The sequence below is a fragment of the Massilia rubra genome, from assembly GCF_011682065.1.
GTDB lineage: Bacteria > Pseudomonadota > Gammaproteobacteria > Burkholderiales > Burkholderiaceae_D > Telluria_A > Telluria_A rubra.
In genome coordinates, this window is sequence record NZ_VUYU01000012.1 from 126,322 (window position 1) to 142,526 (window position 16,205).

Annotated in this window: 19 protein-coding genes; 6 read left to right on the forward strand and 13 right to left on the reverse strand. The window is 64.4% G+C overall.

Annotated elements, in window-relative coordinates:
- Positions 1-21 precede the first annotated feature (21 nt).
- The 3 genes from F0185_RS18935 to F0185_RS18945 are packed head-to-tail and all read right to left on the reverse strand — an operon-like array spanning position 22 to position 3,778.
- A complete protein-coding gene (locus F0185_RS18935; RefSeq protein WP_167226990.1) occupies positions 22-873 on the reverse strand; it encodes an HDOD domain-containing protein in 852 nt (283 codons plus the stop codon).
- Positions 870-1,226: a hypothetical protein gene (locus F0185_RS18940; protein WP_167226992.1), complete on the reverse strand. Its 357-nt coding sequence runs from the start codon at positions 1,224-1,226 to the stop codon at positions 870-872. Before F0185_RS18940 ends, F0185_RS18935 begins: the two co-directional genes overlap by 4 nt.
- A complete protein-coding gene (locus tag F0185_RS18945; RefSeq protein WP_167226994.1) occupies positions 1,223-3,778 on the reverse strand; it encodes an EAL domain-containing protein in 2,556 nt (851 codons plus the stop codon). The genes F0185_RS18940 and F0185_RS18945 overlap by 4 nt, the downstream gene beginning before the upstream one ends.
- 209 nt (positions 3,779-3,987) lie before the next feature.
- Here F0185_RS18945 and F0185_RS18950 point away from each other — a divergent pair, with 209 nt between their 5' ends.
- Both F0185_RS18950 and F0185_RS18955 read left to right on the forward strand, forming a co-directional pair.
- A complete protein-coding gene (locus tag F0185_RS18950) occupies positions 3,988-4,545 on the forward strand; it encodes a hypothetical protein (RefSeq protein ID WP_167226996.1) in 558 nt (185 codons plus the stop codon).
- A 231-nt stretch (positions 4,546-4,776) separates the two neighbouring features.
- On the forward strand, positions 4,777-5,166 hold the full coding sequence (locus F0185_RS18955; RefSeq protein ID WP_167226998.1) for a hypothetical protein: 390 nt from the start codon (positions 4,777-4,779) through the stop codon (positions 5,164-5,166).
- Positions 5,167-5,255: 89 nt separating this feature from the next.
- Here the strand turns inward: F0185_RS18955 and F0185_RS18960 are convergent, their stop codons facing one another.
- From F0185_RS18960 to F0185_RS18970, 3 genes are all read right to left on the reverse strand, one after another.
- Positions 5,256-5,729 (reverse strand): T6SS effector amidase Tae4 family protein, encoded by a 474-nt coding sequence (locus F0185_RS18960; protein ID WP_167227000.1) that lies wholly within the window; start codon positions 5,727-5,729, stop codon positions 5,256-5,258.
- Positions 5,726-6,100: a Rap1a/Tai family immunity protein gene (locus tag F0185_RS18965; protein ID WP_167227002.1), complete on the reverse strand. Its 375-nt coding sequence runs from the start codon at positions 6,098-6,100 to the stop codon at positions 5,726-5,728. The genes F0185_RS18960 and F0185_RS18965 overlap by 4 nt, the downstream gene beginning before the upstream one ends.
- A 442-nt stretch (positions 6,101-6,542) precedes the next feature.
- Entirely contained in the window at positions 6,543-7,388 is an 846-nt protein-coding gene (locus F0185_RS18970) for a universal stress protein (RefSeq protein WP_167227004.1), read from the reverse strand.
- 136 nt (positions 7,389-7,524) lie between these two features.
- Here F0185_RS18970 and phbB point away from each other — a divergent pair, with 136 nt between their 5' ends.
- The gene (gene phbB, locus F0185_RS18975) at positions 7,525-8,271 is read left to right on the forward strand and encodes an acetoacetyl-CoA reductase (protein ID WP_187362589.1); all 747 of its coding nucleotides are present in this window, start codon (positions 7,525-7,527) and stop codon (positions 8,269-8,271) included.
- A 68-nt stretch (positions 8,272-8,339) separates the two neighbouring features.
- On the opposite strand, the gene F0185_RS18980 is transcribed toward phbB, so the two are convergent.
- From F0185_RS18980 to otnI, 4 genes are all read right to left on the reverse strand, one after another.
- Positions 8,340-8,702: a TraR/DksA family transcriptional regulator gene (locus tag F0185_RS18980; protein WP_167227006.1), complete on the reverse strand. Its 363-nt coding sequence runs from the start codon at positions 8,700-8,702 to the stop codon at positions 8,340-8,342.
- Positions 8,703-8,855: 153 nt separating this feature from the next.
- Positions 8,856-9,299 carry a hypothetical protein gene (locus tag F0185_RS18985; RefSeq protein ID WP_167227008.1) on the reverse strand — a complete coding sequence of 148 codons (444 nt, stop codon included), beginning with the start codon at positions 9,297-9,299 and terminating at the stop codon, positions 8,856-8,858.
- A gap of 18 nt (positions 9,300-9,317) precedes the next feature.
- Positions 9,318-10,172 (reverse strand): hypothetical protein, encoded by an 855-nt coding sequence (locus F0185_RS18990; RefSeq protein WP_167227010.1) that lies wholly within the window; start codon positions 10,170-10,172, stop codon positions 9,318-9,320.
- A gap of 147 nt (positions 10,173-10,319) precedes the next feature.
- A complete protein-coding gene (gene otnI, locus F0185_RS18995; RefSeq protein ID WP_167227012.1) occupies positions 10,320-11,096 on the reverse strand; it encodes a 2-oxo-tetronate isomerase in 777 nt (258 codons plus the stop codon).
- Between the two features lie 86 nt (positions 11,097-11,182).
- On the opposite strand from otnI, the gene F0185_RS19000 reads away from it, so the two are divergent.
- Both F0185_RS19000 and F0185_RS19005 read left to right on the forward strand, forming a co-directional pair.
- Positions 11,183-11,431: a DUF4160 domain-containing protein gene (locus F0185_RS19000; protein ID WP_167227014.1), complete on the forward strand. Its 249-nt coding sequence runs from the start codon at positions 11,183-11,185 to the stop codon at positions 11,429-11,431.
- Positions 11,418-11,843 carry a DUF2442 domain-containing protein gene (locus F0185_RS19005; RefSeq protein ID WP_167227016.1) on the forward strand — a complete coding sequence of 142 codons (426 nt, stop codon included), beginning with the start codon at positions 11,418-11,420 and terminating at the stop codon, positions 11,841-11,843. Before F0185_RS19000 ends, F0185_RS19005 begins: the two co-directional genes overlap by 14 nt.
- 26 nt (positions 11,844-11,869) lie before the next feature.
- Here the strand turns inward: F0185_RS19005 and F0185_RS19010 are convergent, their stop codons facing one another.
- A complete protein-coding gene (locus F0185_RS19010) occupies positions 11,870-13,159 on the reverse strand; it encodes an MFS transporter (RefSeq protein ID WP_167227018.1) in 1,290 nt (429 codons plus the stop codon).
- A gap of 4 nt (positions 13,160-13,163) precedes the next feature.
- On the reverse strand, positions 13,164-13,610 hold the full coding sequence (locus F0185_RS19015) for a MarR family winged helix-turn-helix transcriptional regulator (protein WP_167227020.1): 447 nt from the start codon (positions 13,608-13,610) through the stop codon (positions 13,164-13,166).
- A 179-nt stretch (positions 13,611-13,789) separates the two neighbouring features.
- Here F0185_RS19015 and F0185_RS19020 point away from each other — a divergent pair, with 179 nt between their 5' ends.
- Positions 13,790-14,374 carry a hypothetical protein gene (locus F0185_RS19020; protein ID WP_167227022.1) on the forward strand — a complete coding sequence of 195 codons (585 nt, stop codon included), beginning with the start codon at positions 13,790-13,792 and terminating at the stop codon, positions 14,372-14,374.
- A gap of 239 nt (positions 14,375-14,613) precedes the next feature.
- On the opposite strand, the gene F0185_RS19025 is transcribed toward F0185_RS19020, so the two are convergent.
- Positions 14,614-15,993: a DEAD/DEAH box helicase gene (locus F0185_RS19025; RefSeq protein WP_167227024.1), complete on the reverse strand. Its 1,380-nt coding sequence runs from the start codon at positions 15,991-15,993 to the stop codon at positions 14,614-14,616.
- Between the last annotated feature and the right edge of the window lie 212 nt (positions 15,994-16,205).

The following is a 16,205-nucleotide window of genomic DNA, read 5'->3' on the forward strand; positions in this document are numbered from 1 at the left end:
GTCTCCATGGCGTTCGTCGGTTTAGCTGACGAGAATTTTGCACATGTCGACAAAGGTCGACTCGGTATCGCGGAACAGCTTGGCGCAGTCCGCTTCGCTCAGCGCCAGGGTCACCCACAGCGCCTGCGACATCGGCGGCGCCAGGTCGTCTTCCTCGCCGGTCAGGTCCAGCGCGGTGGCGATGATATTGGCGGCGTGCACCAGCAGCGCCAGCGTCGGCTTGCCGCCGGCGTCGATCTGGTGGTGCTTGGCCACCGCTTCCTGCATGTCGGCCGGGAACTTCCAGTACGCGGCCAGGGCGGCGCCGGCGGCGGCGTGGTCGATCCCGATCACGGCGCGCTCGGCGTCGATGATGTAGCAATCGTGCTCCTTGCGGTAGGCCAGCATGGCGGCGTATTCGGCCGGGAAGCGGGTGGCCAGCACCAGGGTGCCGATATCGTGCAGCAGGCCGGCCGTGAAGGCGGTGTCGGGATTGAGTTTCAGGTGCACCGCCAGCAGCTTGGCGCACACGGCGGTGGCCACCGAATGGCGCCAGAAGGCCTGGAAATTGACGCCGCCGGCCGCGTTCGACGGGAAGCTGCCGGTCACCGCGCATGCCGTCACCAGGGTGCGGATGCTGTGAAAGCCGAGCACCGCGATGGCCTGGTGGATGGTGGTGACCTTGGACGACATGCCGTAGAACGAGGAGTTCGCCAGGCGCAAGGTCTTGGCCGTCAGTGACTGGTCGAGGGCGATCTTGCCACCCAGGACGTGCACATCGATGTCTTCCTGGTCCATCGAGGAGAGCAGTTCGACCACCACCGCCGACAGCGAGGGCAGGTCGCGGATGCGCTTGACGACGTCGTCGATCGAGGCGTTCAGCGCCGTGATCATCCTGCGCTCCTGCGGTAGGCCAGCAGGCGTTCGAGCAGCATCGCGCTGGCGCTCCCGGCCGCACTGTTCAGGCAGCGCCGGAACAGGTGCTCGAGGCGCGCGCACTGGCGTTCGCGTTCGGCCTGCAAGGCGGCCGCGTCGAGCGCCGCGTCGGCCGCGTTCACGCTGCCGACCACCTGCAGCTGTTCGATGCCGCGCCGCCGCAGCGACGTCAGCGCCGCCGCGCCCAGGGTGGCGCCGGCCGGCAGCAGCACGGCGCCGCCGGCGTCGCGCAGGTCGCACGCCAGCACCATGCCTTCGATGGCGTCGTCGATCCCGATGGTGTCTTGAACTGGCGTTGTTGCAGTGCTCATACCGTCTCCTCGCACGCGCTAATGGTGATCAGGCTACCGCGCGACTGCGAGTTCGCGCCCATGGGATGGGCCACCACCTGGAAGCAGCGCCCGTCGATGTGGACCTGGTGGCTGCCGCTTGGAGCCAGGCCGTCGGGAAACAGTTCAGGCAGCACAATCTGCGCCTCATTGCCGAGTATCGCACCATTCTGGCGGAACACGCGCTCGGCAGCGGTGTTGACAAACGCCACCATGCCCTCGTCGTCCAGGCCGATGACCGCCAGCGGCACGAACTGCAGCAGTTCGCGCGCCACGTTCAGGCTGATTTCGTCGCGCGTGATCTGTTGCTGCTTCTGGCGCAGCACGTCTTCCATGCGCCGGTTGGCCGCCGCCAGTTCGTGGTTGGCGGTGCGCAATTCCAGGTTCAGGCGATCGTTGTCGTCGGCGATTTCCTTCAGGCGGAAGGCCTCGGCGATGTGGGTGCGCAGTTGCTCGTCATCCCAGGGCTTGGTCAGGAACTTGAAGATCGCGCCCTCGTTGACGGCGTCGGTCACCGATTGCAGCTCGGTGTAACCGGAGAGCATGATGCGGATCGTGTCCGGATACAGGTTCTTGGCCGCGCGCAAAAAATCGGCGCCGATCATGCCCGGCATGCGCTGGTCCGATACGATCACGTCGACCGCGTTGGCGGCCAGCACATCGAGTCCTTCCTGGCCGCTGTTGGCCGACAGGATCTGGTAGCCGTCGCGCCGCAGCAGGCGTTTCAGGGCCGAGACGATATTCTGCTCGTCGTCGACCAGCAGCAGGGTGCGCGGCAGCTTCTGGATGCGCAGCAGGTGCGGCGGCACCGCGTGGCCGACGGCCAGCAGGCTGGCGACCTGGTCGCGGTCGCACGGCTTGCCAAAAAAATAGCCCTGGATCTGGTCGCACATATTGCGCCGTAAAAAATCGCACTGGGCTTCCGTTTCCACGCCTTCGGCCGCCACTTCGATGCCCAGGTGGTGCGCCATCGAAATGATGGTCTTGACCAGGGCGGCATCGTCGGCGCCGGTGACGATATTGCCGGTCAGGCCGCAGTCGATCTTGACCAGGTCGAGCGGGAAGCGCTTGAGGTGGTTCAGCGAGGAGTAGCCAGTGCCGAAGTCGTCCAGGGTCAGGCCGACCCCCAGCGCTTTGAGCTGGGCCAGGGTGGCGTCGCTGGCCTGCTGGTCCTGCATCAGGGCCGCCTCGGTGATTTCGAGCGAGATCTGGAGCGGCGGCAGGCCCGATTGCGCCAGCGCGTCGGCCACCGCCTGGGGCAGGGCGGCGTCGCGAAATTGCTTGGGCGAGATGTTGATCGCCACCCGCACCGGCGGCAGGCCGGCCGCGCGCCAGGCCACCATGTCCTCGACCGCGCGGCGCAGGCTCCAGTAGCCGAGCGCGACGGTCAGCCCGGTCGCTTCGGCCAGCGGGATGAAGCGCCCGGCGGGAATCAAGCCCATCACCGGGTGCTGCCAGCGCACCAGCGCCTCCAGCGCGCAGATGGCGCCCCGCTGCAGGTCGGCCATGGGCTGGTATTGCAGTTGCAGCTGGCCATCGGTCAGGGCCACGCGCAGCGCCGCTTCCATCTGGGCGCGCTCGGTGGTGCGCTGGTTCATCTCGGGCGCGAAAAATTGCAACTGGTTGCCGCCCAGACCGCGCGCGTGCGACAGCGCCATGTCGGCGTAGCGCAACAGGGTCACGCCATCGTCGGCATCTTGCGGATAACGGGCGATGCCGATGCTGCACCCGGCGTGCAGGCTCTGGCCGATCACCGGGAAGGGCGCGCCGATCACGCGCACGATGTGCTCGCACACGGCATGCACCTGGGCGCTGTCGGTCACGTCGGCCAGCACCAGCACGAACTCGTTGCCGCCGTGGCGCGACAGGGTGTCCTGCGCGCGCATGCAGCCTTGCACCCGCATCGCCACGCTGATCAGGAGCTGGTCGCCGGCCACGTAGCCCAGGCTCTCATTGACCAGGTTGAAGCCATCGAGGGCCAGGCACAGCACGGCGACCCCGCCGGCGCGGCCGTGCGCCTGCGTCATGGCCGCTTGCAGGCGCTCGTTGAACAGGGCACGGTTGGCCAGGCCGGTCAGGGCGTCGTGGCTCGACAGGTGAGCCAGCAGGGCTTGCTGCTCTTGCAGCTCGGTGACATCCTCGACGATGCAGAGCAGTTGGGGCGCAACAGCGGCCCCCGCCGCCGGCGCCACGCTGATGGTCCAGCGGCACCACGGCGCGCTGGCGCTGGCGCGCAGCAGCAGGGTGTGGCTCGCGCCCGCGCCGGCCACCGCATGCAGGGCGGCGGCCAGGGGATTGTCGGGCCGGGCGTCGCCTGGCGCGTCGCCAAGCGCGTCGCCAAGCGCCAGCGCGCTGGTGCCGATCAACTCGGCGTCGGTGCGGCGCTGCAGGCGGCAAAAGGCCGGGTTGACGGCGAGGATGGGGAACGCGGCCTCGCCGGCGCCGACCAGCAGCACGCCGTTGGCGCAGGCGTCCCAGGCTGCCGCAGCGGCGCCGGGAAGCGGTCGGGGGGGATGCGCGGTATCCAATTCCATCAGCGTCTTTCAATAAAGAATGCGATTGTGCTGGCCGTGCCGGCGCCGCCGCGCAAGCGGCAGGCCTTCGATTTATTATACGGAGAAATATTTATAGAACGGAAGGGAAGATTTCTTTTTGTTGCTCCGTGGCCTTAGGTGCGTTTGCGTACAGAGCAAAAAGAATAGACGGTGCATGCTGGGGCATCATTAATGCAGGAGGAGTTAGCATGTCTACAATCGTTGCAGGTCACTTTCAGCTTCAGGACGAAGTTGACAACGCGCGTCGCGAGCTGGTACGCGCCGGTTTTCCAGAGGACCGCATCTCGGCCTTTTTCCTGAACCAGCCGGGCCAGCATGACCAGACCGCGATCGGCGGCGACAATATGCAGTCGCCGGGCGCCAAGGAAACCCCGGAGGGCGTGGTGGCGGGCGCGGCCACCGGCGGCGCCATCGGTGTGGCGATCGGCGCGGCCACCTCGGTCGTGACCGGTCCGGCCGGCCCGATTGTCGGCGGCCTGGTCGGGGCGCACGTGGGTTCGCTGTTCAGCTTGTCGAAGATGAAGGATGCCGGCGAGAAGGAAGAGGGCAGCAATGCCAACCGCTACGAGCCGCGCCTGTCGGGCATGTTGATTGCGGTGGCGGCCGACCAGCCGGACGACGAAACGCGCGCCATCGAGGTGCTGCGCGGTTTGGGCTCGCACCATATCGAGCGCGCCAAGGGCACCATCGAAGGTGGCGACTGGACCGATTTCGATCCGCTCAGTATTCCGGTGCTGGTGCAGTAAACTGCTTGCCCGGCGACGCCCGATGCAGCGTCCTTCACGCGCCGCCCTCGCCTTTGCGCCGGGCGGCGCGTTTGCGTTTTGATACCTGTTTCATCGCGCCTGCAACAACCCTCAGATATCGCTTCGCATGAGCGGCTTTTTGGGTATTATGCTCTTTACATAGTGCATCCACGTACCAGTCCAGCCGGGGCATCCGCGCCGGTGACTGCGTGCCTCCGGGAGGACGCGACCATGACTCAAGCCTGGCTCACCCTGACGAGCATGGACGGACGCGACATCGCCGCGCCCACCGAGGCGCAGCTGGCCGCGGTCCTCGCCGAGCTGTACGCGCCGCTGCGCCAGGTAAAGGGCAAAGGCAAAGGCAAGGCCAGTAGCGCGCCCGCTGCCGCGCCCGAACCGGCCAGCGCGGCTTTGCGCTTCGGCTACGACGATGGCCTCATGTATGTGATCGAAGTGAGCAGCGGCGGCCATATCCGTTTCGAAGAATGGTCCGACCGCGACTGCGAACTGGCGCTCGCGCCGCCGCGCCGGATGAGCGCCGACCTGCCCCTGGCCCAGCAACTGTGGGCCTTGATGGCGCGCCGCCAGGTCTCGCGCATCCGCGAACTTGACTGGCATTGAGACGCTGTCCGGGCGCCTGGCACCTGTTGCGGTATGCGGCCCGCGCCATACTTGAATAACCGGCTCCTGCTATGCACTGGGACTGATTCTTAAAGCAGGGGCCAGAACCAGATTTCGACAGCGTCCAGATAGCAGCTCATCGCGCAAACATGGAAGCCGTGGCCATCTGGCTCAATCAAATCGATGTGGCCGCCATTCGCTCCGCCCGCACCGTGGATTCTGAAAAACGAGACTACTCCGCTGCGATTGGCGATGCCGTGGCGCGCAGCGTCCCGGTTTTTGTAGACCTCCGGGGCACCCCACAAACGTTTAAGGATGTGCGAAAGCTTGGCTTGTCCTGGCTCGACCGACTTGCCCCTCAGTGGTCCACTTTTGATGGTCAGCCGGCCTGGAATGACGACGTTTGCGCCCGCCAATCCGACACTCATGCGTATCGCGCACGTATCCATAAACGCGGGATTGTTCTTTAAGTCAGGCCAGCCCAGTTGCTCGTACAGATTGTCGCGAACAAATTCGCTTTGGCGCGGATAACCGCTTTGTACAGCGGCGAAACTTGGCTTCATGACTTGCCTCCGTTCGGCTTACAAGGATAGAGACGGGACAGGGTTTCCAGCACCAGGACGGCAGCGTTCGTCCTTCGTCGATCAGCGCTTAATTGAGCGATGGCTTGGACGACGTCGATATGAATTTCGTGCGGTGGCGCATTGCGCGGATCGCACCAACGCTCGCCTTCCGTCAAATCCTTGACGCCATCCATATAGCCCCTGGCCGTTTCCCGATCGACGTAGGCGTCGCCTTTTGGCGTGGTATGACGCTGCGATGGGTCGCCAAGGTATTGTCGGATCAGCTTGTCACCGCTGATAGCGGTGCTGAGCGGCGCTCCATGGGACATCAAAGGAAGCGAAAGCGCCGTGATCAGGAAGATTGTCTTCATGTCGCCGCCTTCTGACCGGCCAGCCTGTCTTGATAGGCGCCCGATGCCAGCAGCGTCAGTGCCGCTGGTGAGGTCGGACGAGTGGGCAGAAAGCAAGTACGCTGCTTTAACTTCTCATAGCCGATTAATATTGCGACTATGCGTTGAAATCGAGGATAGTCCTTGCTTGTCATTTCATCTCCGTAACTAGGGTTGAAATTGCAGTAAATTCAATGATATCGCAATGCCATCAATCACCAGCCTTTTCGGCCGATTTATTCTGTCGCTGTTTCCAGAGCCCGCCTCGTTAGATCCGGGGAAACGTTGCGGACATGGGCCTAGGCAATGCATGGTCAGCACGGACAAGGCGCGGGGAGCTTGCGTGGCTTGCCATGCAACGACGAACAACGCTGCCCTGTCTGGCATGCGCGCCAGTAGCGGCGCCGATCTGGCGAGATGTTTTTTAGTGCGCCATCAGCACCGGCACGCTCATCGATTCGAACAAGGTGCGGGTGACCCCGCCCAGGATGGTTTCGCGCACGCGCGAGTGGCCGTAGGCGCCCATCACCAGCAGGTCGGCATTTTTCTGCGCGACCAGCGCCAGCAGAGCCTCGCCCACGTGCTGGCGCTTGTGGGCCAGCGGGTGGATCGCGAAACTGGCGCGCACCCCGTGCCGCGCCAGCCAGGCACGCGGATCGGCCGCCTGCGCTTCGGCCACCGTGTGACTGCCCGGCCCGGTATCGAACACGGCCAGGTCGACGCTGCCCGCGTGGCGCAGCAGCGGCAGCGCCAGGCGCAGCGCGATGGCCGCTTCGCGGCTGGCGTCCCACGACACCAGCACGCGCTGCCCGACGCTGGCGCGCTCGCCCGAGAACGGCGCGATCAGCACCGGGGTGCCGGCGTGCAGCACCACGTCGGCGGGCAGGTCGGCCAGCAGGCCCGGCCCGCCCTGATCGGGATCGGATTGGCTGAGCACGATCACATCGGCCACCCGGCCATGCAGGCACAGGCCGCCGGCGGCGTCGTCGTCGATCACGCGCCCTTCGTACGAGGTCAGCCCGGCCGCCGCGCAGCGCGCGGTAAACGTCGCCAGCGCGGCCTGCGCCTGTTCGCGCAAAAAGCCCAGGTGCAGCGCCAGGGTGGGGTCGCCCTGACCGGGCGGCAGGCTCGGATGGAGCGCGCGCGCCACGCCGGTCGGCGCCACCCCGACCAGGTGCCCGCCCTGCCTGGCCAGCGCGATGGCCACGCCGAGGCGCCCGGAAACCGATGGATTGTCGTCAACGTGAACGAGGATAGTCTGGTACGCCATGCATGCTCCTGTGTCGATGGACGTGATATGCATCATCTTAAACCATCTTTCCCCAAGCTTTGATATTGCTCAATGTTGCGCACGGTAACCACCCTAGACTTGGGTTCGGACTTCACCACGATGACAGGAAAGCATGATGGAAATCAAAAGAGTGGCACTCGTAACCGGGGGCATGGGAGGTTTGGGTACGGCAATTTGCCAGCGTTTGCACCGGGCAGGGTTCAGCGTGGCGGCCACCTATTCGCCGCACAACAGTTCACCCGAGGGCTGGCTGGCGGCGCAGCGCGACGAGGGTTTTCGCTTTTCGGCGTACAAGGTCGATGTGGGCGACTTTGCCGACAGCGAATGGATGGTGCAAAAACTGTTGTCCGAACAGGGGCGCCTGGATGTGCTGGTCAATAACGCCGGCATCACGCGCGACCGCAGCCTGGCCAAGATGCAGCACGACGACTGGGTTGACGTCATGCGCACCAATCTCGACAGCGTGTTCAACCTGTCCAAGCAGGCGATCGAACCAATGATCGCGCAAGGCTGGGGGCGGATCATCAATATCTCGTCGGTGAACGGGCAGAAGGGCGCTTTCGGGCAGACCAACTATGCCGCCGCCAAGGCCGGCATGCACGGTTTCACCAAGGCGCTGGCGCTCGAAATGGCGCGCCATAACGTGACCGTCAACACCGTCTCGCCGGGCTACCTGCGCACCAACATGGTGATGGCGGTGCCGGACCAGGTGATGAGCAGCCGCATCCTGCCGCAGATTCCGGTCGGACGGCTGGGCGAGCCGGAGGAAGTGGCGGGCCTGGTCGCCTACCTGTCGTCGGACGAGGCGGCGTTCGTGACGGGCGCCAACATCGCCATCAATGGCGGACAGCACATGAGCTGAAACGCCCGCGCGTGCGCAGCCCTTCGCTGTGCATGTGCCGCGATTGCCTGGCGCGCCCGATGGTCGCGTCAGCGCTTCTCGGCGCGGGTCTGGCAGGCGATGCACAGGCGCGCTTCCGGGCGTGCCTGCAGGCGCGAAAAGCCGATCGGATTGCCGCATTCCTCGCATTCGCCGTAACCGCCGTCCTCGATGCGCGCCAGCGCCTGGCGGATGGTGCGCTGTTGCGCCACGTGGTGGCCGGCCGCTTCCAGCGCCAGGTCGTTGAGCAGGCGCACGGTGGCTTTGTCGGCCGGTGAGGTTTCGACCTCCTGCACCGCCAGGTCGCGCGGGCCGGCCGCCACCTCGGCCTCGTCGTGGCGGGCCAGTTCGGCCAGCCGCTGTTCGAGGACGGCTTTGAGGAGCGCAAGCTGCCCAGGTTCCAGTCCGTTCATGATCGAGGCTCGGGAAAGTTGATGTTGTGTTGGCGTAGCGGCCCGGGTGGGCGCGCGCGCATTGAGATGAGTGTAGCGCGTTCGCGCGGCGCTGAATACCGGCGCACGCGCGCCGGCGGCGATGGCTATCTGGCCAGATAGGGCCTGTTGGGGCTATTGGGCCTTGATCGCCTTGATACGGTCGCGCACATCCTTGAGCGCGAGCGAGACGGTGCCGGGCACGCCGCTGGCCGCCGCGCCGGCCAGTCCGACCACCGCCGCCACCAGCCCGGTGACGTTGGCGATGACGCTGATCTTGCGGATTTTTTCGGCGGCGTCGGCGGTCAGGGCCAGCACGTGCTGTTGCGGCTGGCCCAGGCCCTTGACCACGGCGCGCGCCGCGTCCAGGTACAGGGCGTGCACGTGCTGGCGCAACAGCAGTTCCTCGTCGAGCAGGGCGAAGGCGCCGTTGCGCTCGTCCTCGCCCAGCCTGGCGTCGCCCGGCGCGCGGATGGCCACCAGCGCGCGTTCATGGATGGCGCTGGCGACGCCTGATAATTGTGCGGCCAGCGCCATGATGTCTTCCACACTGGCCAGTCCGTCTTGATCGGTCTTCATAGCATACCTCGGGTCGGTTTAGTCGGTTGCCAGGCCGGCGCGAATCAGGCGCAGGTCGCGCACCACGTCGGAGAGCATGTGGCGCATCTCGGACGAGGACATGGTGGCCAGGTTCTCGCGCAACTGCTGGTGTCCCTGCGCCACCTTGGCCAGGCCCTGGCGCGCCAGGTCGATGCGGCGGTCGACCAGGCGGTACTCGCTGGTCTTGGCTTGCACATGGGCGCGCGCCAGGGTGTACAGCAGGCGGTCCTGCGGCCGGTCGGCCATGGGCAGGGCCACTTCGAAAAAGCCGAGCACGGTTTTCTTTTCATTTTCGTGGGCGCTGGCGTAGATGTCGGTCAGGCTGATCATCGCTTCGAGCAGCACGCGCACATCGGCGTCGCCTTCGCGCACCATGGTTTCCACGCTTTCTTTCTGGAAGTGCGAGGTGATCGCGCGCGTCAACAGGCGCGCCAGGCCGGTGTAGGCGGCCACCTGCTTCTGGCCGAGCGTGGTGTCGGTCATGCCGCTCAGGCCCACGCTAAAGGTGTCGATCTGCGGCGTGAAATCGTAGCGCCCCTGGCCCGCCAGCTGGCTCAAGGTCTGCATGTACAGCACCACGGCTTTCTGGATGGTCACGAAGTCGTTGTAGGCGGCGTGCCGCCTGCCGTCGTTTTCCTTGGCGAGCTTCTCGGCGGCGGGCGGCAGGTAGGGTTGCTCGCGCAGATAGGTGTCGCGGTAGCGCGTGGACAGTTCGGCGTAGCCGCCCAGCCGGGCCGAGGCGTCGGCGAATTCGCGCACCTCCTCCAGGTTGACCCGGTTGCTGGCGCAGCCGCCCAGCAGCAGGCTGGCGGCGAGGAGGGCGGAGGTGAAGAGGGTGCGAAGGGCGTTCATACATCCTTTCAGGCGGGCGCGGGAAGGCTGGCCAGAAGTTCCCATTCTTGCGCCGTTGATTTGAATCGGGTTTGCTTAAAGTCAAACTTCGCTAATGTTTCCATCGGCGAAATATGCCTTCGATCATGTTGTTCATTTTGTCATGAATTAAGTAAATACGCTACGCCAATGCAGGCCGGCGATGGTCTCGCCGCGCGGGTGGTATTCGCAGCCGACCCAGCCTTTGTAGCCGAGTTCGTCGAGCAGGGCGAACAGGTAACGGTAATGGATTTCGCCGGTACCCGGTTCGTGGCGGCCCGGGTTGTCGGCCGCCTGGATGTGGCCGATCAGGGGCAGGTGCGCGCGGATAGTATTGGCCAGTTCGCCTTCCATGCGCTGCATGTGATAGATGTCGTATTGCATGAACAGGTTTGGCGCGGCGCACTCGGCGATCACCGCCGCGGCCTGGGCGCTGCCGGTGAGGAAGTAGCCGGGCATGTCGTAGGTGTTGATCGGCTCGATCATGAGGTCGATGCCATGCGCGGCCAGTTGGGCGGCGGCGAAACGCAGGTTGGCGATGTAGGTCTGGTGCGCGTGTTCGGGCGCGAGGCCGGGCGGCGCGATGCCGGCCAGGCAGTGCAGGCGGCGCACGCCGAGCGCGACGGCGTAGTCGAGGGCCAGCGCCACGCTGTCCTGGAATTGACCGATGCGGCGCGGGTCGCAGGCCAGGCCGCGCTCGCCCGCGTTCCAGTCGCCCGGCGGCAGGTTGTGCAGCACCAGTTGCACGCCGCAGCGCGCCAGGCGCTCGGCGATCTGGTCCGCGTCGAAAGCGTAAGGGAACAGGAACTCGACGCCGTCGAAACCATTGGCGCGCGCGGCGGCGAAGCGGTCGAGGAAGCTCACTTCGGTGAACATCAGGCTGAGGTTGGCGCAGAATTTGGGCATCGGAAGACCTGGACGTTGGCAAGGCGCTATCGTAAACCACATTGTTGGTCGTGGCGCGGATTCGGGGCAGGCGAGTCAGGGATACAATGCCAACTGTACTGACGATGTTTGGCCTGCGCGTGGTCATCTACCCAAACGATCACCGACCTGCTCATGTTCACGTTCAAGGTAAGGGATATGAAGCAGTGTTCCATCTGAATTGCCCGGACGGGCCTCCTCAGTTGCGCGAGAACTACGGTTTTTCGCAAAGGGAACTTGGAAAGATTGCAGCTGCGCTTGTCAAAAATCTGGCGCTGCTATGTGCTCAATGGAGGGGAATCCATGGATATTTCTGATTCAACATTTGAGGCCGCGAACCGCCGCGGAGCAGCAAAGAAAATGACTTTTCCGGCGGCGGTGGCGGTACGTTACGACCGTCGCATTTCACGCATCGTGATTTCGCTGGCATCCGGCTTGCAAATTGCTTTTGCGCCCCGTGATGTACAAGGTTTCGAAAACGCCCATCCGGCAGACCTGGTCGATGCTCAGATCAGCCCTTCCGGGTTGGGCGTGCATTTCCCCAAACTCGATGCCGACCTGTATCTCCCCACGCTGCTGGAGGGCTTTCTCGGTTCCAGGCGCTGGATGGCTGCACAGATGGGCAAGGTGGGCGGCGCGCCAGCGAGCGATGCCAAGACGGCCACCGCGCGTGAAAGCGGCAAGCTTGGTGGCCGTCCAAAGAAAACCAGGGATGTGGCTGGCACCTGAGCAAGTCAGAACGCACTCCTTCGGCCTCATCGTTCGGTCGAAGGCATTGCCCCATCCGCAATCGTCCCCATCGGCGTGAGCAGCCAGGCCAGCAGCGCCGCCCCCACCAGGAACAATCCGGCGCCACCGAACAGCTGCGCCAGGGTCATGTATTGCAGCAGCCAGCCGGTCAGCGCCGCCGACAGTGGCGCCACGCCCATGAAGATGAACATGAAGATGCTCATGGCCCGCCCCAGCATGGCGCGCGGCACGCGTTGCTGCAGCCAGCTGAACACGGCCACCTGCACGAAGCCGCCCAGCACACCGATCGCCAGCAGCAGGGCCGCCGCCTGCCAGGTCGCCGCCACCAGCCCCAGCGGAATGAGCAGCATCCCGACCAGCACATCGACCAGCAGCACCGTGGTGCCGAAATTGCGGACCCGGAACTTGCCCAGCACGCCGCTGAGCGCCATCCCGGCCAGGCTGCCGGCCCCGTGCACGCCCATGATCACGCCCAGCGCCGAGGCGCCGTGCAGCACCGTGTTGGCCAGCACCGGCAGCGCCACCTGCATCGCGCCGCCCACGACAAACGCGCACAGGCCCCAGTACAGCATGCTGGTGCGCAGCGCCATGTCGTTCCACACCATCTTGACGCCGGCGCCAACCGCGCGCAGCACCGGTTCCGGCGCCGTTTTCGGCGCCGCATGCAGCAGGCGCACCTTGGACAAGGTCCAGGCCGACAGCAAGAAGCTGGCGCTGTCGAGCGCGAAGGCGATGCCGATGCCGTTCGCGTTAGCGGCGCCGCCGGCGCGGCTGCCGTCGCCGAACAGCGCGATCAGCATGCCGGCCAGCAGCGGACCGGCCAGCATGGTCACCTGGCGGATCCCCATCATCACGCCGTTGGCCAGCGGCAGTTGCGCCGGCGCCACCACGTTCGGCAGCATCGAGGTGCCGGCCGGGATGCTGAAGGCCGAGGCGAAACCGATCGCCAGCGCCAGCGCGCTGATCAGCAACAATTGCATGTGGCCGGTCAAGACCATCGCTGCCAGCAAACCCAGCAAGACGGTATTCACGTACTTGCTGATCATCAGCATCGACTTGGGCGAGTAGCGGTCGACCAGGGCGCCGCCGAGCAAGATGAAAACGGCGCGCGGCACGCTCATCAGGGCAATCACCAGGCCCATCTTGAGCGGGTCGCCGGTGCTTACCAGCACCAGCCAGGGCAGGGCGATCATGGTGAACTGGTCGCCCATGGCCGAGATGATGGCGCCGCCCATCATCCAGCGGAAATTCGGCTCGCCCAGCAGGGCCGCGCGCGCTTGTTTTTGCTCGTCCATGGGCTTAGCTGTTGCTCAGGTTGATGCCGGCGATCTGGCCCAGGATGGCCGACATCGCTTCGAGCTGGTCCGGTGGGAAGGGACGCAGCGCTTCGCGGCTGATCAGGTCGACGACATCGCTGGCGTTGAGCGCCAGTTCCTGCCCGCTGGCGGTGATGACGGCAAAGCCGACGCGGGCGTCGCGCGGGTCGGCTTCGCGCGTGACCAGGCCGATCTTTTCCAGCGGCAGCAGGCTGCGCGTGATGCCGGAGGCGGTCAGTCCCAGCCGCTCGGCCAGGTCGACCCGGCGCAGGCGGCCGCCCGGTGCGCGGCTCAGGTGGTTGAGGATCTGGAAGTCGGAAAAGCTGATGCCGTGGTGTCCGCCCAGGGAATTGTCGAAGCGGCGCAGCAGGGCCGCGTTGGCGCGCGCCATGCGCAGGCACAGTTCGGCGTGGGAATTGAGTTCATTCATTGCGATCTCCTTTAGTGATGCGGTATAGATGTTTGAGTACGCAAGTATATATGGTTTTTCAAGGCGTGGGAGGAAATCTGCGCATCGCATCGCATCGCATCGCGTCCGGGCGACGCTGGCAATCTTGTCAACGATCCAAAAGGAAAATTTCATTTGCTCAAAGTGGCGACGAACAGTGCATGATGCTCAAGACTGACCGACGCTACGCCCACCCAGTCGACAGCGCCGCTATGAATCGAGCAACGAATGCTGGAAATAGCGCACTGGTCGTGGATTCGGGTATGAGTTTTAGCGCGGCAAGCAAGCTGCGAGGGAAAATGCCCAGAAGATGGGATTGGCATATTACGAAGGGAAAAATGATGTATTCAAGCGGGTGGGTCCGTAAAGCGAGTATAGCGCTGGCATGTGGAATTTCATGCGCTTTTGCAAGTGGTGCGGATGCGCGAACTGCCGCTAACGTTGCGGGGAAATGTATTATGGAATCGGAACACGCCGCTGCTGTCACCCTGTCCAAACAGGCGGATAAGCTCATTGACGACGGCAATTATGTAACTGCAATTACCTTGCTCGATCGGGGAATTGGCATCGTGGGTAACGCGTATCACAGTCAGGATGTCATTGATGACACGGGAATGAAGCTGACGCTGTCTCACATTGAAGAACGGAAGGGGTCGCTGAGTAGCGCGGCCAATTTGCGAAGCAGAGTGCTGTCTTCAAGGCTGGAATTATATGGCCAACGTCTTGAATGCACGAAGAAAAAATAGGGCTGCCAATGTATGCTTTGGCTGCGCTTCCTGCCTGGCTTGTCCTGGGCTGCGCAGCAAGCGCCATCTCTGTATCCGGCGCACGCTCCCTGAAGTGATGCGGTACAGATGTTTGAGTACGCAAGCATGAGTACTTGAAAAGCGCGTGGATTCATGCCCGCTCATCGTTGCAGATGGCGAACACGTAACCACGCGCGAAGGCGTGCGTCCGGCGACAGAGCGCCGGACTAGCTGCTTACTTAGCGGCCACGGCCACCCGAACGATGCGGCGCCGCCGGACGCGGACCGCGCGCGCCAGCCGTACCGCCACCGCCGCCGCCGCCACCACCAGCGCTGCGTGGCTTGGCCGGAGCACGGCCACCGCCGCCGCCAACCTTGACCACTTGCCCGCCGCCGGAACGACCACCACGGCCGCCATGGCCTGGCGCGCCGCTACGCAGTTGCACAGGCTGTGCGCGTGCGGTCGGGTCCGGCTCGAAACCGGCGATGATCTGGCGCGGCAGGGTTTGCTTGATCAGCTTTTCGATATCCTTGAGCATGTCGTGCTCGTCCACGCAGACCAGCGACACGGCTTCGCCGGTGGCGCCGGCGCGGCCGGTACGGCCGATCCGGTGCACATAGTCTTCAGGAATGTTCGGCAGGTCGTAGTTGACCACGTGCGGCAATTGGTCGATATCGATACCGCGCGCGGCGATGTCGGTCGCAACCAGCACTTGCAGCGCGCCATCCTTGAATTCCGACAGCGCCTTGGTGCGCGCCGACTGGCTCTTGTTGCCGTGGATCGCCATGGCGCCGATGCCATCGGCGCCAAGTTGCTCGACCAGCTTGTTGGCGCCGTGCTTGGTGCGGGTAAATACCAGCACCTGGGTCCATTTGTTCGACTTGATCAGGTGCGACAGCATCGGATGCTTCTTGTCGCGGTCGACCGGGTGGATCTTCTGCGAGATGACTTCGACCGTCGAATTGCGGCGCGCCACTTCGATCATGGCCGGCTTGTTCAGCAAGCCATCGGCCAGGGCCTTGATCTCTTCCGAGAAGGTGGCCGAGAACAGCAGGTTCTGGCGCTTCGGCGGCAGGGCGGCCAGCACTTTCTTGATGTCGCGGATGAAACCCATGTCGAGCATGCGGTCGGCTTCGTCCAGGATCAGGATTTCGACCTTCGACAGGTCGACCGTGCGCTGTTCCATGTGGTCGAGCAGGCGGCCTGGCGTTGCCACCAGGATGTCGACGCCGTGCTTGAGCTGCTTGATCTGCGGATTGATGCCAACGCCGCCGAAGATCACGGCCGAGTTCAAATTGGTGTACTTGCCGTACACGCGTACGCTTTCCTCGACCTGGGCCGCCAGTTCGCGGGTCGGGGTCAGGATCAGCGCGCGCACCGAGCGCGGCGAGGTTTTGCTGCCCTGGGCCGCGCCGACCGCATCGGTCGAGAGGCGGTTCAGGATCGGCAGGGTAAAACCGGCGGTCTTGCCGGTGCCGGTCTGTGCGCCCGCCAGCAGGTCGCCGCCGTTCAGCACGGCGGGGATCGCCTGGGTCTGGATCGGGGTCGGGACGGTGTAACCGTGTTCGGTTACGGCACGAACGATAGCATCGGACAGGCCGAGTTTAGAAAATGACATGATAACTTTATGGTGGAGATCGGCCCGTCGCTCATGCAATAAGCGCCAGTCGCAGGCAATCAATATTAGAAAATCGTGGTGGCAAAGGCACTGGAAACGGTGCCACCCGACATTGCGGCATACACAGCGATGCTAAATTTAACAGAAATCAGTTTCGCTGTGGAAATTTCACGTGCGGCTTGTGAAGCCTGGCGGAGGGAAAGCGGAGGCCT

Excerpts from the sequence above, each read along its gene's own strand:
- F0185_RS18940 (WP_167226992.1), bottom strand. The coding sequence starts at position 1,226 with ATGAGCACTGCAACAACGCCAGTTCAAGACACCATCGGGATCGACGAC.
- F0185_RS19010 (WP_167227018.1), bottom strand. The coding sequence starts at position 13,159 with ATGGACGAGCAAAAACAAGCGCGCGCGGCCCTGCTGGGCGAGCCGAAT.
- F0185_RS18965 (WP_167227002.1), bottom strand. The coding sequence starts at position 6,100 with ATGAAGACAATCTTCCTGATCACGGCGCTTTCGCTTCCTTTGATGTCC.
- F0185_RS18990 (WP_167227010.1), bottom strand. The coding sequence starts at position 10,172 with ATGAACGCCCTTCGCACCCTCTTCACCTCCGCCCTCCTCGCCGCCAGC.
- F0185_RS18980 (WP_167227006.1), bottom strand. The coding sequence starts at position 8,702 with ATGAACGGACTGGAACCTGGGCAGCTTGCGCTCCTCAAAGCCGTCCTC.
- F0185_RS19020 (WP_167227022.1), top strand. The coding sequence starts at position 13,790 with ATGATGCTCAAGACTGACCGACGCTACGCCCACCCAGTCGACAGCGCC.
- F0185_RS18955 (WP_167226998.1), top strand. The coding sequence starts at position 4,777 with ATGACTCAAGCCTGGCTCACCCTGACGAGCATGGACGGACGCGACATC.
- otnI (WP_167227012.1), bottom strand. The coding sequence starts at position 11,096 with ATGCCCAAATTCTGCGCCAACCTCAGCCTGATGTTCACCGAAGTGAGC.
- F0185_RS18935 (WP_167226990.1), bottom strand. The coding sequence starts at position 873 with ATGATCACGGCGCTGAACGCCTCGATCGACGACGTCGTCAAGCGCATC.
- F0185_RS18945 (WP_167226994.1), bottom strand. The coding sequence starts at position 3,778 with ATGGAATTGGATACCGCGCATCCCCCCCGACCGCTTCCCGGCGCCGCT.
- F0185_RS19005 (WP_167227016.1), top strand. The coding sequence starts at position 11,418 with ATGGATATTTCTGATTCAACATTTGAGGCCGCGAACCGCCGCGGAGCA.
- F0185_RS18950 (WP_167226996.1), top strand. The coding sequence starts at position 3,988 with ATGTCTACAATCGTTGCAGGTCACTTTCAGCTTCAGGACGAAGTTGAC.
- F0185_RS19015 (WP_167227020.1), bottom strand. The coding sequence starts at position 13,610 with ATGAATGAACTCAATTCCCACGCCGAACTGTGCCTGCGCATGGCGCGC.
- F0185_RS19025 (WP_167227024.1), bottom strand. The coding sequence starts at position 15,993 with ATGTCATTTTCTAAACTCGGCCTGTCCGATGCTATCGTTCGTGCCGTA.
- F0185_RS18970 (WP_167227004.1), bottom strand. The coding sequence starts at position 7,388 with ATGGCGTACCAGACTATCCTCGTTCACGTTGACGACAATCCATCGGTT.
- phbB (WP_187362589.1), top strand. The coding sequence starts at position 7,525 with ATGGAAATCAAAAGAGTGGCACTCGTAACCGGGGGCATGGGAGGTTTG.
- F0185_RS18960 (WP_167227000.1), bottom strand. The coding sequence starts at position 5,729 with ATGAAGCCAAGTTTCGCCGCTGTACAAAGCGGTTATCCGCGCCAAAGC.
- F0185_RS18985 (WP_167227008.1), bottom strand. The coding sequence starts at position 9,299 with ATGAAGACCGATCAAGACGGACTGGCCAGTGTGGAAGACATCATGGCG.
- F0185_RS19000 (WP_167227014.1), top strand. The coding sequence starts at position 11,183 with ATGCCAACTGTACTGACGATGTTTGGCCTGCGCGTGGTCATCTACCCA.